Genomic DNA, 15173 nt, shown 5'->3' on the forward strand with positions numbered 1-15173 from the left:
GGGCCCGGCCACTAGCCGACGGCTTAGAAAAAAGTCTACTTCACGCGCTCAACGTAGCTGTAGTCGCTGGTTTTGATGCGGATTTTGGTGTCCACGTCAATGAACAGCGGCACTTGGATGCGGGCGCCGGTTTCCACCGTGGCGGGCTTCAGGGTGTTGGTGGCGGTGTCGCCGCGCAGGCCGGGCTCGGTGTAAGTAACCACCAGGTCCACGGTGGTGGGCAGCTCGGCGGTGAGGGGCATCTCGGTTTCGGCGTGCATGAGGATGGTCACGTCCTGGCCTTCCTTCATCAGGTCGGCAAAGGGCACCATTTCCTCGGGCAGCACCACCTGCTCGAAGTCCTCCTTGTTCATGAAGGTGTAGCCGTAGTCGTCCTTGTACAGGAACTGGTGGGGGCGCTGCTCCACGCGAGCCGTTTCCACCTTCACACCGGCGTTGAAGGTGTTGTCGATGGTGCGGCCGGTTTTGATGTTGCGCATCTTGGTGCGCACGAAGGCGGGGCCTTTGCCGGGCTTCACGTGCTGAAACTCGGTGATGACGTGCAGCTCGTTGTTGTAGTTGAGTACGAGCCCGTTGCGAAAGTCGGCGGTTGATGCCATGGGGTTAAACTTTTAAGCAAATGGCCCGAAGCCACTGGCTTGTTGGTGGGGAATTCTATTTAGCCGAAGCCGAAGAAAGCTGTCAGCGTCCTAATTGATTTAAAAAGGGAAAGCCGTTAGCAGCTACAAAGCTAACGGCTTTCAACTACTTACCAGCGGCGACTTTGTCGCCGTCGTAGGCCCATTTGAGGTAAATGGAGCCCCAGGTGAAACCGCCCCCGAAGGCGGCCAGCACTAGGTTGTCGCCGCGGCGCAGCTGGCTTTCGTAGTCGGCCAGGCACAGCGGAATGGTGCCGTTGGTGGTGTTGCCGTAGCGGTCAATGTTCAGCATCACCTTTTCAGGCCCCACGCCCATGCGATTGGCGGTGGCATCGATGATGCGCTTGTTGGCCTGGTGCGGCACCAGCCAAGCCACGTCGTCTTTGCCGAGGTGGTTACGTTCCATCACCTGGGCGGCCACGTCGGCCATGCTCTTCACGGCAAATTTGAACACCGTGGCGCCTTCCTGATAGATGTAGTGCTCCTTGGCGTCCACGGTGGCGTGGGACGGGGGGCGGCGGCTGCCGCCGGCTTTCTGGTGCAGGTAAGCTTCGCCGCTGCCATCGGTGCGCAGCACCTGGTCGAGGATGCCAAAGCCATCGGTGCTGGGTTCAAGCAGCACGGCGGCGGCGCCGTCGCCGAAGAGGATGCAGTTGGCGCGGTCGGTGTAGTCCACGATGGACGACATCTTGTCGGCGCCCACCACAATCACTTTCTTGTGCGTACCGGCCTGAATGTACTGGGCACCGGTGGCCAGCGCAAACAGGAACGTGGAGCACGCCGCATTCATGTCGAAGCTAAACGCCTTGGTGATGCCCACGCCATTGGAAATGATGTTGGCCGTGGCCGGAAACAGCATGTCGGGCGTGGTGGTGGCGCAAATGAGCAGCTCCACCTCCTCGGGTTTCGTGCCGGTCTTCGCCAGCAGCTGCTGCACCGCTTTAATACCCATCACCGAAGCGCCTTGGTTTTCGCCCTTTAAAATGCGGCGCTCCCGAATGCCGGTGCGCGACATTATCCACTCGTCGGTGGTGTCAACCATCTTTTCAAGCTCGGCATTGGTGAGCACATAATCGGGCACATAGGCACCCACGCCGGTGATGGCAGCAGTTATCTTCATACGGGCAAAAGTAGGCGGGGCAAGCGAGAATTAGGTATGAGGGCCGAAAATGGTCCCGGCCTTCGCGGCAGGCGCAGGCGCAAAGCCGGCCGGCAGGTAAAAAAAATCCGGCCGGAGCCGGAGGTTTTTTAACCACCGCAAAGCACGGTTCAGGTTTTAAAAGTAGCCTTTATTTGGTCAACAATGCCCGAGTCGGCCATGTTGAAGCCCTGCACCAGCATGTTGCAGATGGCCAGCGGCGTGCTGCGGCCGTGCCCGATGATGGCGTTGTCGTTGATGCCCAGGATGGGCGAGCCGCCCACGGCCTCGTAGTTGAACTTGTCGAAAAACGGGTCGTGAATGTGTTTCTCTTCCATCATTTCGTAGATGGATTCGGCCATTTTTAGCAGGATGTTGCCCGTGAAGCCGTCGCACACAATCACGTCAGCCTTGTCGTTGAACATGTCGCGGCCTTCCAGGTTGCCCACAAACTGAATGTGCGGGTTCACTTTCAGGAGTTGATGCGCGGCTTGGGTGATGGGCGTGCCTTTGCCCTCTTCTTCGCCCAAGTTCACCAAACCTACTTTGGGGCTGGCAATGCCCAGCACGTACTGCGCGTACAGCGAACCCAGCTCGCCGAACTGCTCCAGCATTTCAGGCTTGCATTCGGCGTTGGCGCCCACGTCGAGCAGGATACCGAAGTTCTGCTTCAGCTTGGGAACGAAGTTGGCAATGGCCGGGCGAATAACGCCGGGCACGGCCTTCACCGTGAGCATGGCGCCCACCAGCATGGCACCGGTGTTGCCGGCCGAGCAAAACGCGTCGACCTCGCCGGCCAGCAGCATTTTGTAGCCCACGGCAATGCTGGAGTCCTGTTTTTGCTGGAAGGCCCGGGCGGGGTGTTCGCCCATGTCGATGATTTGCGATGCGGTCACAAACTCCAGGGCGGCACCGGCCGCGCCGGCGGCGTCGAGCAGGGGCCGCACGGCATCTTCCTGACCAATGAGGACGATGGTGGCCCGGCCGGCCAGCTGCTCGGCCGCCTGCAGGGCACCCGCCACGGCGGCTTGGGGGGCAAAGTCGCCGCCCATTGCGTCGAGGGCTATTTTCATGTACGAGGTGTTTGGATGGTCAGCGGAAAGAGTAGTTACCAAAAGTCCGGCCCCGCTGGCTTATAAAAAGAGCGAAGCCGGACCGTGGGGCCGCGAAGTAACAACCAAACGCGCTATTCGTCGTCGCCGGTGGCGTCGGCAGCCGGGGCTGCGGTCGTTTTCGTGTAGTTTTTGATGGCCAGCTGGCCGTTGTGGTACAGGTCGCCGTCGACCACGTAGGCCTTGTGGCGCAGGTGCAGCTCGCCCGTGTTGGGGCACAAGGTCACGGCCTTAGGGGTCAGCTTGTAGTGCGTGCGACGCTTGTCGCGAACGGCGGAAGAGGTGCGGCGCTTAGGATGAGCCATTGTAGGGGAAAATTTAGAGGATTAAGTTTTTGAGTTGAGAGTTGGGGAGCGACTCGGGGCGCTGACGGATTCAGTTCAGGTTTTTGAGCGCGGCCCAGCGCGGGTCGGCCGGCTCGTCATCATCGGGGCCCTCGTTTTCGTCGCGAGTCGTGAAGATGAGCTTGGTTTCGGCGTCGGGGTTTTCGTCCTCCTCGTTCTGGAAGCGCGGGTGCAGCTTCTTCATGGGCAGAGCCAGGCCGATGTAGTCGTAGAGGTGCTGAGCCAAGGGCAGGCTCTGGGTTTCGGGCGTGATTTGCAGCACGTTGTCGTCCAGCTCCTTATTCTCGTCGCCGAAGCGCACCAGCAACTGCTCCTGAATGTCGAGCGGCTGGTCAAACTCGTCGAGGCTGCGGTCACAAACGAGGCGTACCGTGCCGGTGATGTGGAAGTTGAGCGTGATGAGGCGCTCGGTTTTGATGAGCTCCACGTCGGCGTGCAACTGGCCTTGCTCTACCAGCGGCTCCTCAAACAAGGCAAAAAAGTCGGGACCCAGCTCGAACTCAAAGTGGTGCGTTTTCAGCGCCAGCTTGGCAAGATTGATGTCGTATTTGCTTTCTTTTTTCACGGTCGGCTGGATAGCAGGGGGCAAAAGTAGTGAAAATCCGCCTTTTTGCCAAAAAAAGCGGCCAACTTTCTCTACAACAACCCGTCCCTACGCTAGCGCGCGGAGCGGGGTTGGGCCGCTTCCCACCGCTGTTTCCAGATGTCGCAGGCCAGGTACACCGCCGCCCGAAACGACGACTCATCGGCCTGGTACTTGCCGGCCAGGCCATAGGCGGTGCCGTGGTCGGGGGAGGTGCGCACCACCGGCAGGCCCGCCGTGAAGTTCACGCCGCGCTCAAAAGCCATGAGCTTGAAGGGAATAAGGCCCTGGTCGTGGTACAGTGCCAGGGTGGCATCGAACTGCCGGAACTGCTGGGTGCCGAAATAGCCATCGGCCGGGAAGGGACCCACCACAAGGTGGCCGTCCTGGACAAACTGCTGGATAACGGGTGCCACCAAGTCGCCCTCTTCGCTGCCCAGCAGGCCGTTTTCGCCGGCGTGGGGGTTGAGGCCAAGCACGGCAATGCGGGGTTTCAGAATGCCAAAGTCCTGCTTGAGCGACTTGAGCAGCAGGTTGATTTTGGTGCGCAGCAGCTCGGCGGTGAGCTTGGCGGGCACGTCCTTCAGCGGCACGTGGCCGGTGACGGTGGCAATGCGCAGGCCGGCGTCCTCGTCCACCAGAAACATCAGGCTCTCGGGCGCCCCGAAAAAGCTGGTGAGAAACTCGGTGTGGCCGGGGTAGCGGAAATTGTCGGCCTGGGTGTTGTCTTTGCTGATGGGCGCCGTGACGAGGGCATCGAGCTTGCCGGCCTTCAGGTCGCGGCTGGCGGCCAGCAGGCTTTCGCGAGCGGCCGCGCCGGTGGCGGCTGAGGGCTGGCCGGGCGCGAGCACGAAATCTTCCTCCCAGCAGGTCACGGCGTTGAGGCGGCCGCGGGCAATGTCGGCCGCGTCGCGCAGCTGGCGCATGGTGAGGTGTTCCGCGTCGGCCGGGGTGGGGAAGTCGTCGAAGAGCGCCGTGGCGGTGCCGTAGATGACGGGCGTGCAGATTTTCAGCAGGCGCTCATCGAGCAGTGTTTTATAGATGACTTCGGGGCCGATGCCGGCGAGGTCGCCCACGGAGAAGCCTATTCTTGGTGCTTGGTGCTTGGTGCTTGGTGCTTGGTTCATCGGGCTTTGTGGCGTCAGGCAAGTTGCTGGCGGTAATGATTGATGAAGCCGTGAAGCAGCTTCTTGCAACTTGTCACCAGTAGGAATAAGGTGTCGGCGGTTTCAGTGGTTAAATAGCGGAGGTCAAGAGCAACATAAATCTGGGTTTCCAACTCGTAAAGCGAGCCCCTCGCTATGAACAGAAAATTGATTGTGTCGCGGGGAGTTTGCCGCCCACACCCTTCTGCAATATTGGAGGGAATAGAGACTGCTGCTCGGCGAAGTTGATTGGTCAGACCAAACAACTCGTCTTTTGGGGAAAACCTGGCTGGCGCTATACACTTCTGAGACAAGCTTGCGCGCAAGCTGCCACACCTCAAGGTGAGTGTAGGATTTATTCTCCTTATCCATGAATCAGAATTGCCAAGCACCATGCACTATGCACCAAGCACTCCTTGGAAAAACTCATACAGCAGGCGCACGCCCACGCCGGTGCCGCCTTTGCCGCGGTAGCTTTCGGCAGCGGTGAGGTAGGCGGGGCCGGCGATGTCTAGGTGAATCCAGGGGTAGCCTTCGATGAAGCGTTCCAGGAATTTGGCGGCTGAAATATGGCCGGCTTCGCCCTTGCCCAAGTTGCTGAGGTCGGCAATGTCGGACTTGATGTGGTCGGCGTACTCGTCCCATAGCGGAAACTCCACCAGACGCTCGTGCACGGCGTAGCCGGCTTCGGTGAGCTTGCTCATGGTGGCCGGCTCGGCGGTGCCCATCGAGGCGGAGGCTTCGGTGGCCAGGGCGCGCACGGCGGCGCCGGTGAGGGTAGCTAGGTCGATGACCAGTTCGGGGTCGTACTTCTTGGCGAAGCTGAGGGCGTCGGCCAGGAGCAGGCGGCCTTCGGCGTCGGTGTTTTTCACTTCCACCGTGAGGCCGCTGTGCATGGTGATGACGTCGCCGGGCGCGTAGGCCAGGCCGCCGGGGCGGTTGTCGGTGGCGGGCACCAGGCCGATGACGTGCAGCGGCACGTTGTTTTTGGCCAGGGCGAAGAGCGTGCCGGCCACGGCCGCGCCGCCGGCCATGTCGCACTTCATCATGTCCATGCTGTTGGGCGTGGGCTTGAGGCTGAGGCCGCCGGTGTCGAACACCACGCCTTTGCCCACCAGCACGTAAGGCTTCGCGTTTTTGGCGCCTTCGGGCTTCCATTCGAGGATGCTGAAGGTGGGCGGTTCGGGCGAGCCCAGGTTGACGGCGAGCAGGCCGCCCATGCGCAGGGCTTCGATTTTGGGCAGGTCGAGAATGTCGGTCGTGTATCCGGCCTGGTCGCCGGCTTCGGCAATGCGCTCGGCCAGCTGCACGGCGTTGAGCTTGTTGAGGGGCGCGTTGACGAGGTCGCGGGCCAGCATCACGCCCTGCAGCAGGCCGTCGAGTTCAGTGAGTTCGGCTTCGGTAGCGGCTTCGCCAACCAGGGCAACTTTGGTCAGGGAAGGAGCTTGGCGCGATTTCTCGTCGGTTTTGTAGCCTTCAAAATGGTAAGCCGTCAGGGCCAGGCCCTCGGCCAGCAGCAGGCCGGCTTTGGGGTTGCCGCTCAGGTTGTGCACAAGCACCTCGGTCACTTTTTCGGCCTTGAGCTGGGCGTGCAGGGCGTGGCCGCTACGGCGCAGGGCCTCGGCTACCTGGCCGGGTGTGGGCTTGTCGGCCAGCACCACAAAATAGTGGTGATGGCTGAAGTGGTTGAGGTGGATGAGCTTCTGGTCGTTGGCCAGGGCAGCGGCCACGTACTCTTGTGCTTCGGCGGAGAGGTCGCCGGCCGCGCCGGTGGGCAGGGCCGTGGTGCCGGCGGGCAGAATGAATACCTGGGTGGCGCGCTCCGGAGCGGATGTGGCGTGAGTGAGAACGAGGGACATGAACGGGCGAAGCTGATGGAATGCGGCCGCTAAGGTAGCCGCAGACGCCGCAACGGAATCAGTGAGGGTTCGGACGGTAAGAATTGAGCGTGCGGCGGACACTCAATTCTTCGCTGGCTGAAACGCCTGCTTTTTATGCTTTGCAGGCTGTGATTCTCTCAAAAGAACACCTTGCGCAGGGCCCACAGGCTCCAGAAAATGACCATCAGGCCCACGCCCACAAACATCCAGCGGGTGGGAATGCGGCCTGCCAGCCGGGCCGCCAGGGGGGCTGCCGCCACGCCGCCCACAATGAGCCCGGCCACAATTTGCCAGTGCGACAGGCCGCGCATGGCGAAAAACGTGAGTGCGCTGGCAAACGTGACAAAAAACTCGGTGATGCTCACCGTGCCGATGACGTAGCGCGGCGTGCGCCCGTTGGTGATGAGCGTGCTGGTAACCAGCGGCCCCCAGCCGCCCCCGCCAAACGAGTCGAGGAAGCCGCCCGCGCCGGCCAGCCAGCCGGCGTGCTTCACCTTGCGGCGCCGGTCGGCCCGGCCAAAGGCGCGGGTGAGGATGCGGACGCCCAGCACCAGCAGGTACACGGCCAGCAGCGGCTTCACCCAGGCTGCGTATGCTTCGCCGAAGCGCGAAAGCAGGTAGGCCCCGCTCACGGCCCCGGCAATGCCGGGCAACAGCAATACCCGAAACAGCTTTTTGTTGACGTTGCCGAAGCGGTAGTGGTGGTAACCCGAGGCGCCGCTGGCAAACATCTCGGCGGTGTGAATGCTGGCGCTGACCGAAGCCGGATTCAGCCCCAGCGACATTAAACTGATGGCCGACACCACGCCGTAGCCCATGCCCAGCACGCCGTCGATAAGCTGCGCCACAAAACCCACGGCCACAAACGTGTAAAACGTGCCCGATGACGTGAGCCACTCCGCTGCCTGCGACCAGGTGACGTAGTACGACAGAATATTGAGCAGAATGAACCCGGCAAACGCCACCAGCGAGCCCGTGGCCATGCGCCGCCAGTAGGCCGTGGCCGGGGCCTCATGGGCCGGGCCGAGGGCCCGCTTCGGCGCCGCCCGCAGGTTGGCGGCGGTAACGGAGGGGGCTTGGGCTTCGTCCGCCTGCGTCGGGGTGGGCAGGTAAGAGCTGCTTTTGGCCGGGGCACCGGCCTGGTGGGTGAGCAGGCCCAGCCTTTGGGCGGCAGCGCTGATGCGGCGGTCGAGTGCGGGGTCGTCGGTGGCTGCAAAAACAAGGGCGTGGCCCGGCAGGTCCGCTTCCTGGAAGGGGCGCTCCAGCAGATGCACCCCGGCGTGGTGGCTGGCCAGCTCGCGCAGCGCCGGCAGCAGGGGCGAAGCCACCACCGTGACGCCTGCGGCTGGACTGCTGCGCACGATGGCGTTGAGCACTTCAAGCGCGGCCGGCCCGCCGCCAGCCAGCAACACCCGAACGTGGTTCAAGTGCAGCAAAACCGACATCGGCGGGTGCGGCGGGGCCTCGGGGCCAGCGGCCCCAGCGGCTTGCGGCGCTGGAAGAGGATGGTCCATAAGGAAGCGATACAGCACGAGGTCGAGTGTAAATATCAACTGGAAAAGTTGTGCTGGCGAGTTGGGCCTGCTCGCCGGGCGGCGCTGCTGCTACCTTTGCGCGGCTGCCGCGCCCCAAGCCGCGGGGCGTCGCTTCGTGGTAAGACCCAAAAAACACCTTGGTCAGCACTTTCTGGCCGACCCCAACATTGCCCGCAACATTGTGGCCGCCCTGCAGCTGCCCGACGACGTGCGCGAGGTGCTGGAAATAGGCCCCGGCATGGGCGTGCTCACCCAGTACCTGCTCCAGAACCCGGGCTACCAGACAAGCGTGGTCGAGATTGATACCGAGTCGGTGGCCTACCTGAAGGAGCACTATCCGGCGCTGGGCAACCGCATTTTTGCCACCGATTTTCTGAAGCAGAACCTGAGCGAGCTGTTTCCGGGCCAGCCGCTGGCCATTATCGGCAACTTTCCTTACAACATCAGCAGCCAGATTTTCTTTGCCGTGCTCAACAACCGCCAGCAGGTGCGCGAGGTGGTGGGCATGATTCAAAAGGAAGTGGCCGAGCGCCTGGCCGAGCCGCCCGGCTCGAAAACTTACGGCATTCTGAGCGTGCTGTTGCAGGCTTTCTATAAGATTGAGTACCTGTTCACGGTGCCGCCGCATGTGTTCAACCCGCCGCCCAAGGTGGAGTCGGCCGTGGTGCGCCTCACGCGCAACGACGTTGAGCAACTGGACTGCGACGAGAAGTTGTTTTTTCGGGTGGTAAAGCAGGCCTTTCAGACCCGCCGCAAGACCTTGCGCAATGCCCTGAAACCGTTCGGCATGCCCGCCGAGGCAACGACGGATGCCATCTTCGAGCGTAGGGCCGAAACGCTGAGCGTGGCTGATTTTGTGAAGCTGACGCGGCATGTGGGCCAGCACATGGCCGGCGGCACGGCGTTGCCCGATTTGAGTCCGAGCGACATCACAGCGTAGTTTTCCTACTCATTTAATTAGCTCACACCTTAGTTTCTCTTCCGATGAAAAAAGTTTTTGTTGCCGTTAGTCTGCTGTTGTGTTCATTTACGATGGTGACTGATGGGCCGTGGTTCAGCGGTAAAATTGTGTATCACAATTCCTTCAGCACGCTGGCGGGGCAGGATATCACAGAGAAGCTGGCGCCCATGTTGGGCAGTGAAAACCTATATTATGTGAGCGGAGGCGACTACAAGGCGTACACCGAAAAGAAGCAACTGCTTGAGTTGTACACCGCCCGCGACAACAAGTTTCAATTTTTCATGAACGGTCAGGCCGTGCCCGGCATGGATGCAGCGGTCGGCACGCCGGGCGCGGTGGTGAAGGCCCTGCCCGGCAAATCCACCGTGGCTGGCTACGAATGCCAGAGCCTGCAGATTGATACCGACGGCAACTCCACGGTGTATTACTTCTCGCCCAAGGTGCGCGTGAACCCCGAGCTCTACAGCAAGCATCAGATGGGGGACTATTACACGTACCTGAAGGCCAGCCACGGCGCCTTGCCCTTGAAGTTTGTGGTAACCAATACAAAGCAAGGCTACAAAATGGTGAGCGAGGCCACTTCGGTTGAAGCCATGGCGCTGGCACCAAACGAGTTCGTGGTTGAGGCTCCGGCCCGCTAGTGCTGCCCGCTATGAGCGTTTGCCTCGTCGTCGATGAAATGCACCCCTCGCTGGCGGCCCTGCTGGAAAGCATTGGCGTGGCGATGGACTACCAGCCCCACCTCACCGCCGCCGAAGTGCCCGCCGCGCTGGCCGCCCAGCCCTATGAGGGCCTCGTGGTGCGTAGCAAGCTGCGCGTAACCGCCAGCCTGCTGGCTCACGGCCCGCACCTACGCTACGTGGCCCGCGCTGGCGCCGGCACCGACAACATCGACGAGGCCGCCATGGCCGCTGCCGGCGTCACGCTGCTCAACGCCCCCGAAGGCAACCGCGACGCCGTGGGCGAGTACGCCGTGGGCCTGTTGCTGGCGCTGCTACGCAACATTGCCCGCGCCGACCACGAAGTGCGCCAGGGCCAATGGCGCCGCGAAGCCAACCGCGGCGAGGAAATTGGTGGCAAAACCATCGGGCTGCTGGGCTACGGGCACATGGGGCGGGCGTTTGCGCGGCGTCTCAGCGGCTTTAGCTGCACGGTGCTGGCCCACGACCACAACCCCGCCGTGCAGGCCGACGCCTACGCCACGCTCGTGAGCCTGCCCGAGCTGCAGGCCCGCGCCGATGTGCTGAGCCTGCACATTCCGTATTCGGCGGCCAACCATCATTTTGTGAACGAGGCGTTGCTGAAAGGGTTCGCGAAGCCCATTTGGGTGATGAACACGGCCCGGGGCGAAGTGCTCGACCACGCCGCACTGGTGGCCGCGCTACAAGCCGGCGCCGTGCGCGGCGCGGCCCTCGACGTGCTCGACAACGAAAAGCTCAACACGCTCACCGCGGCTCAGCAGGCCACCTTCGACTTTCTCACATCGGCACCCAACGTGGTGCTTTCTCCGCATGTCGGCGGCTGGACTTTTGAGAGTTATGCCCGCATCAACGAGGTGCTGGTGGAGAAAATTCGGGCATTCCGAGCGCAGGCGTAGGAGCCAACGGTGGGGAGCTAATTGGTTTTGCGTATCTTTGCTGTGAACCTAAGAAGGGAGAACGGTTGGCAGTGCCAGCCGTTCTCCTTGCTTTTTAGCCAAACCGTCAAGCATCTACTCCTATGGCCAGCACCATCAATTATTACACCCCGGAAGGCCTGCAAAAACTGAAGGACGAGCTCCAGGACCTCAAAATCCGGGGCCGCGCCAAAGCCGCCGAGGACCTGCGCGAAGCCCGCGACAAGGGCGACCTGAGCGAGAACGCCGAATACGACGCCGCCAAGGACGCCCAGGGCTTGCTGGAGCTCAAAATTGCCAAGCTCGAAGAGGTAATTGGCAACGCCCGCGTCATCGATGAAACCAATATGGACTTCAGCAAGGTGCTCATCATGAGCAAGGTGAAGCTGAAGAACCTGAAAAACAACATGGTGTTGAACTACACCCTGGTGGCCGAAGAGGAAGCCAACTTGGCCGCCGGCAAAATCTCGGTGAAGTCGCCCATCGGCAAGGGCCTGCTGGGCAAATCGGCCGGCGACATGGCCGAAATTGTGGTGCCCGCGGGCAAGCTGCAGTTTCAGATTCTGGAAATCAGCCGGTAATTTTTGGCGCTTGGTAGATGGTGCTTAGCGCCTGACAACCTGCATTAGGGCAACTCTGCAGCAGAGTTGCCCTTTTTTTATGCATTCGCTTCGTTCCCGAAGTCGTTATTTGCGTCACCAGCGGTATCAGTGCAGCCCATCACCCAGCACCATCAACCAAGCACCAACTGTCATGCCTTCCATTTTCTCGCGCATCGTTTCCGGCGAATTGCCGGCGTATAAAGTGGCCGAAGACGGCCGCCACCTGGCGTTTCTCGACATCACGCCGCTGGTGGAGGGCCACGTGCTGGTCATTCCCAAAAAGGAAATTGACTACATCTTCGACCTGCCCGCCGACGAGTTGGCCGCCCTGCACGTGTTTGCGCAGCGCGTGGCCAAGGGCCTGGGCGCCGCCGTGCCCTGCAAGCGCGTGGGCGTGGCCGTGATTGGGCTGGAAGTGCCGCACGCGCACATCCATCTGGTGCCGCTGAATAAAGTGGGCGACATTAATTTCACCAGCCCCAAAATCAAGGTAGCCGAGGCCCGTATGCAGGAACTGGCCAGCGCCATTGCCGCCAAAGTGGAGGGCGGCAGCGGCCTGAGCGAGGCAAAAGCCGGCGCGGCCCCCGCCGCGGCCGCTGTGCCGCCGGAGCTGCAAAAGCAGGTGGCTGGTCTGCATTTCATGAGCGAGGCGGATGCCCCGCTGGAGGCCGTGGCCTACGCCGCGCCCGGCGGCGAGCTGAGCAACGCGGCGCTGCTCAAGCTGCTGGGCGAGCCCGCCGATGCCAACGTGGAAACCGTGGAGCTCACCCAATTCCTGCGCAACCACACCGCCGACGACGGTGTGCTGGGCGACGTGGCGCTGGCCAACCGCTACAAGGCCCTGCAAATGTTCCTGAAGCAGGAGCTGGACGGCGCTCAGGTTTTCCGCGTGGGCAGCGGGCCGCAGGTGCACGCCTACGCCCTGGGCCGCACGATGGATGGCACGCTGGCCGGCTTCAAAACGGTGTTGACGGAGACCTGAGCAGGGCTTTTCTTGGCATTTTGACGAATAGGGGGCAGGATATGTCTTTTTAGATAGTTGATTTATGACGTCACGCAGTGTTTTGCTGGTAACGGGTGTAGTGATGCTGAGTAGCGGGTGTGTCCCGCAGGCATTTGAGCTATCAGATTACCGAAGTCATTTGACGGCGGAAGAAAAAGCCATGCTGGCTGCCGGTAAAGCCGTGGAGAAGACACACGTGTCTTACTGGCGATTTCATCCGCAGCAGGTGTATTGGCAAGGGCCCATGCGCGTGGAGCCGGCGCCCAAAGGCAAGTACACGTTTCGGAACCACGGCCACTGGGTGCAATACGACGAGCATGGCGGGATAGTGGCCGAGTCGGATTATCGCCTCTCGACTCAGGGTAACGCCGGACACTCCCGCCTCTACTACCCTGCAGGCGTCTTGTCGGCCGATGTAGATACTTGGCCCACGGTGCTCAACGGTGATTCGGTGCTGGTGACGCGGATAGTGAACTTCCGACACGCGCAGGAAAACGACACGCTGTTCGTTGAGCGCTGGTACCGCAAGGACGGACGTTTTCTCAAGCCGTCGGTGCGGACGTTTGATTTGGCGGGCCGTCGGCCGGTGCCCAAGAATTGGAAAGGTCAGCCCTGACCAGCCTGCGGGCAAAACCGGACTTCCGCAAGCAGCGGGCATGCAACGACGGCCCCAATTCTGGGTCTGTGCGCCTAAGCAGTTGCCAATGGCTGCACCTAGACTATGAACCGGTTTTTACTCGTCGTTTTCTGCATTCTTCACGCTCCCGCAGTTTGGGCCCTGAAGCCCAGTCGGGTCTGGTTAGCCACGCCCGACTCGCTGGGCATGCGCTACCAACCCGTAGCCCTGACCACGCCCGACCACGTGCAGCTGACTGGCTGGCTGATAGAACCCGCCGTGGGCGTGACGGACCGCCACACCACCATGGTGGTGGCCTACGGTGATTTTGGCAACATGTCGAACGAGCTGTACCAGGCCCAGGCGTTGGCGGCGGACGGCTACCGGGTGTACCTGTTCGACTACCGGGGCTTTGGCCACAGCGCCGATTTTGCCATCGACACAGAGCGACTTTACTACCCGGAATTTGCGGTGGATTTGGGCACGGCCCTGGCCGATGCGCGCCGGCGGTATCCGCGCAACCGCACCGGCATCATGGCGTTTTCGATGGGCTCCATCATGGCCAGTGAGGTGGCGGCCACGGCCCCGCACTGCGATTTTCTGGTGACTGAAGGCTACGTGGCCAGCCCGCAGCGGCTGGTGGCTTACCAATTGCAAAGCCGCCGGAAAGAGGTGAGCCTGCCCGCCGAAGCCGCGGCTTATTCGCAGTACGCGCCCCGCATTCGGTGCCCGTGGCTGCTGATTGGCGGCACCGCCGACAAGCACACGCCTCTGGCCGACTCGGTGGCGGTGGTGCGCGAGGCCCCGCGGCGGAAGCGGCGCCAGGTACTGGCTTTCGAGGGCGAGCACCTGCAAGGCATGGTGGTGCTGAGCGACGCCCGTTTTGGCGGCAAGTACGTGAGCGAAGTAAGCCGCTTCCTGGCGGCTGGCAAACGGCGCTAAGCAGGCGTTTGGCCCGCCCACGTCCGACGGGGCATACCTGCGGCTTGTTGGTGCAACGTTTGGCAGGGGAGGGCGGTCAGGCAGCAAACGGAGCCATTCTCCGTTTCCTCACCCATGAAAAAACTGCTTTACCGGCTGCTCATCGGCTTCGGCCTGACTTCCTGCAACCACCAACCCGCTCCACCATTGGCTACCGACCAGGTGAACGTACTGGTGGGCAACGCGGGCTACGTGGCCGCCACCGGCCACGCGCCCACCACCGCCAGCAACGAAGACCAGCGGGTGCAGGCCCACTTGGCCTACGCCGAGCACCTGCTGCGCCAACAGCCCGCCCGCGGCCTCAGCCCCGCGCTGGCCCGGCGCCGTGCCCATCTGCTCGACCTGCTGCACCGCTACTGGGTAGCGGGCGTGTTTCCGCGCAACTACGACCATCCCGAAGGCCGGCGCCCGTGTTTCATCGACCGCAACGGCCGCCTGTGTGCCGTGGGCTACCTAGTAGCCGAAACCGCCGGCCGCCCCGCTGCGGAGCGCATCAACGAAGCGCACAAGTACGACCTGATTGCCGACATGCGCACGCCCACGCTGTCTGATTGGGTGCGCACCTCGGGCCTGACTCGCGCCGAGTGTGCCCTCATTCAGCCCACCTATGGCACCCCGCCGCCTACTGAGGGAGAAGTGAAGGCATATACCGTGGGGTCGGCCGTGTGGGGCGGCGTGAACGTGATGCTGAGCGCCGCTAATGCCAGCCAGTTCAACCGCTCAGATGTAGGCAAGGGTGCGGCCTACGCCGGCGTGCTGAGCGGCACCGGCCAGCTGCTAATCGGCGCCCTGCGGCTGCCCAACGACGTGCGAGGCATCAACTGGATAGGCGGTACCACTTACGGTACCGAGCGCACCATCTCCTATCTCAACATCGGCATGGGCACCGCCACCCTCGCCCTGAGCGCCTGGAACCTCATCAGCCACCGTAACGCCGCTACTGCGAAGACGGCCGTGGGGGTTGTGACTTTTCCCGGCCCGGTTGGCGGTAGCGGTTTGTCGCTGACGCGGCGGTTCTGA

17 protein-coding genes are annotated in these 15173 nt (G+C 62.1%); 8 read left to right on the plus strand and 9 right to left on the minus strand.

The window, feature by feature from the left end:
• Nucleotides 1-35 precede the first annotated feature (35 nt).
• The 9 genes from efp to MUN81_RS11000 form a co-directional block, all read right to left on the minus strand.
• Nucleotides 36-599, minus strand: a complete 564-nt coding sequence (gene efp, locus MUN81_RS10960) for an elongation factor P (RefSeq protein ID WP_190922262.1) — start codon at nucleotides 597-599, stop codon at nucleotides 36-38.
• Nucleotides 600-744: 145 nt separating this feature from the next.
• Nucleotides 745-1758 (minus strand): beta-ketoacyl-ACP synthase III, encoded by a 1014-nt coding sequence (locus MUN81_RS10965; RefSeq protein ID WP_245117332.1) that lies wholly within the window; start codon nucleotides 1756-1758, stop codon nucleotides 745-747.
• A gap of 149 nt (nucleotides 1759-1907) precedes the next feature.
• Nucleotides 1908-2849, minus strand: a complete 942-nt coding sequence (plsX, locus tag MUN81_RS10970; protein ID WP_245117333.1) for a phosphate acyltransferase PlsX — start codon at nucleotides 2847-2849, stop codon at nucleotides 1908-1910.
• A 113-nt stretch (nucleotides 2850-2962) separates the two neighbouring features.
• On the minus strand, nucleotides 2963-3193 hold the full coding sequence (rpmF, locus tag MUN81_RS10975; protein ID WP_190922265.1) for a 50S ribosomal protein L32: 231 nt from the start codon (nucleotides 3191-3193) through the stop codon (nucleotides 2963-2965).
• 70 nt (nucleotides 3194-3263) lie between these two features.
• On the minus strand, nucleotides 3264-3797 hold the full coding sequence (locus MUN81_RS10980) for a DUF177 domain-containing protein (RefSeq protein ID WP_245117334.1): 534 nt from the start codon (nucleotides 3795-3797) through the stop codon (nucleotides 3264-3266).
• A 92-nt stretch (nucleotides 3798-3889) separates the two neighbouring features.
• Nucleotides 3890-4942 (minus strand): 4-hydroxythreonine-4-phosphate dehydrogenase PdxA, encoded by a 1053-nt coding sequence (gene pdxA, locus MUN81_RS10985; protein WP_245117335.1) that lies wholly within the window; start codon nucleotides 4940-4942, stop codon nucleotides 3890-3892.
• 14 nt (nucleotides 4943-4956) lie between these two features.
• The gene (locus tag MUN81_RS10990) at nucleotides 4957-5355 is read right to left on the minus strand and encodes a four helix bundle protein (protein WP_245117336.1); all 399 of its coding nucleotides are present in this window, start codon (nucleotides 5353-5355) and stop codon (nucleotides 4957-4959) included.
• Between the two features lie 3 nt (nucleotides 5356-5358).
• Entirely contained in the window at nucleotides 5359-6819 is a 1461-nt protein-coding gene (locus MUN81_RS10995) for a leucyl aminopeptidase (protein WP_245117337.1), read from the minus strand.
• Between the two features lie 158 nt (nucleotides 6820-6977).
• Entirely contained in the window at nucleotides 6978-8354 is a 1377-nt protein-coding gene (locus MUN81_RS11000; RefSeq protein WP_245117338.1) for a TSUP family transporter, read from the minus strand.
• A 136-nt stretch (nucleotides 8355-8490) separates the two neighbouring features.
• Between MUN81_RS11000 and rsmA the strand changes: the two genes are divergently transcribed.
• The 8 genes from rsmA (at nucleotide 8491) to MUN81_RS11045 (ending at nucleotide 15173) form a co-directional block, all read left to right on the plus strand.
• The gene (gene rsmA / locus MUN81_RS11005) at nucleotides 8491-9315 is read left to right on the plus strand and encodes a 16S rRNA (adenine(1518)-N(6)/adenine(1519)-N(6))-dimethyltransferase RsmA (protein ID WP_245117339.1); all 825 of its coding nucleotides are present in this window, start codon (nucleotides 8491-8493) and stop codon (nucleotides 9313-9315) included.
• Between the two features lie 44 nt (nucleotides 9316-9359).
• Nucleotides 9360-9977 (plus strand): DUF4412 domain-containing protein, encoded by a 618-nt coding sequence (locus MUN81_RS11010; protein WP_245117340.1) that lies wholly within the window; start codon nucleotides 9360-9362, stop codon nucleotides 9975-9977.
• A gap of 11 nt (nucleotides 9978-9988) precedes the next feature.
• Nucleotides 9989-10933: an NAD(P)-dependent oxidoreductase gene (locus tag MUN81_RS11015; protein ID WP_245117341.1), complete on the plus strand. Its 945-nt coding sequence runs from the start codon at nucleotides 9989-9991 to the stop codon at nucleotides 10931-10933.
• A 122-nt stretch (nucleotides 10934-11055) separates the two neighbouring features.
• Nucleotides 11056-11532, plus strand: coding sequence for a transcription elongation factor GreA (gene greA / locus MUN81_RS11020; protein ID WP_245117342.1), 477 nt, complete (start codon nucleotides 11056-11058; stop codon nucleotides 11530-11532).
• Nucleotides 11533-11704: 172 nt separating this feature from the next.
• Nucleotides 11705-12535, plus strand: a complete 831-nt coding sequence (locus MUN81_RS22810) for a nuclease A inhibitor family protein (RefSeq protein WP_348533172.1) — start codon at nucleotides 11705-11707, stop codon at nucleotides 12533-12535.
• A gap of 160 nt (nucleotides 12536-12695) precedes the next feature.
• Nucleotides 12696-13172, plus strand: coding sequence for a hypothetical protein (locus MUN81_RS11035; protein WP_245117343.1), 477 nt, complete (start codon nucleotides 12696-12698; stop codon nucleotides 13170-13172).
• A gap of 207 nt (nucleotides 13173-13379) precedes the next feature.
• Nucleotides 13380-14114 (plus strand): alpha/beta fold hydrolase, encoded by a 735-nt coding sequence (locus MUN81_RS11040; protein ID WP_245117344.1) that lies wholly within the window; start codon nucleotides 13380-13382, stop codon nucleotides 14112-14114.
• 114 nt (nucleotides 14115-14228) lie between these two features.
• Complete coding sequence (locus tag MUN81_RS11045) at nucleotides 14229-15173, plus strand: hypothetical protein (protein WP_245117345.1); 945 nt, start codon at nucleotides 14229-14231, stop codon at nucleotides 15171-15173.

The sequence above is a fragment of the Hymenobacter sp. 5317J-9 genome (assembly GCF_022921075.1).
Classification (GTDB): Bacteria; Bacteroidota; Bacteroidia; order Cytophagales; family Hymenobacteraceae; genus Hymenobacter.

Coding starts and splice junctions, on each gene's coding strand:
- MUN81_RS11010 (WP_245117340.1), top strand. CDS start 9,360: ATGAAAAAAGTTTTTGTTGCCGTTAGTCTGCTGTTGTGTTCATTTACG.
- MUN81_RS10965 (WP_245117332.1), bottom strand. CDS start 1,758: ATGAAGATAACTGCTGCCATCACCGGCGTGGGTGCCTATGTGCCCGAT.
- MUN81_RS10990 (WP_245117336.1), bottom strand. CDS start 5,355: ATGGTGCTTGGCAATTCTGATTCATGGATAAGGAGAATAAATCCTACA.
- MUN81_RS11045 (WP_245117345.1), top strand. CDS start 14,229: ATGAAAAAACTGCTTTACCGGCTGCTCATCGGCTTCGGCCTGACTTCC.
- MUN81_RS11040 (WP_245117344.1), top strand. CDS start 13,380: ATGCGCTACCAACCCGTAGCCCTGACCACGCCCGACCACGTGCAGCTG.
- greA (WP_245117342.1), top strand. CDS start 11,056: ATGGCCAGCACCATCAATTATTACACCCCGGAAGGCCTGCAAAAACTG.
- MUN81_RS22810 (WP_348533172.1), top strand. CDS start 11,705: ATGCCTTCCATTTTCTCGCGCATCGTTTCCGGCGAATTGCCGGCGTAT.
- rpmF (WP_190922265.1), bottom strand. CDS start 3,193: ATGGCTCATCCTAAGCGCCGCACCTCTTCCGCCGTTCGCGACAAGCGT.
- pdxA (WP_245117335.1), bottom strand. CDS start 4,942: ATGAACCAAGCACCAAGCACCAAGCACCAAGCACCAAGAATAGGCTTC.
- efp (WP_190922262.1), bottom strand. CDS start 599: ATGGCATCAACCGCCGACTTTCGCAACGGGCTCGTACTCAACTACAAC.
- MUN81_RS11015 (WP_245117341.1), top strand. CDS start 9,989: ATGAGCGTTTGCCTCGTCGTCGATGAAATGCACCCCTCGCTGGCGGCC.
- MUN81_RS11000 (WP_245117338.1), bottom strand. CDS start 8,354: ATGGACCATCCTCTTCCAGCGCCGCAAGCCGCTGGGGCCGCTGGCCCC.
- MUN81_RS10995 (WP_245117337.1), bottom strand. CDS start 6,819: ATGTCCCTCGTTCTCACTCACGCCACATCCGCTCCGGAGCGCGCCACC.
- plsX (WP_245117333.1), bottom strand. CDS start 2,849: ATGAAAATAGCCCTCGACGCAATGGGCGGCGACTTTGCCCCCCAAGCC.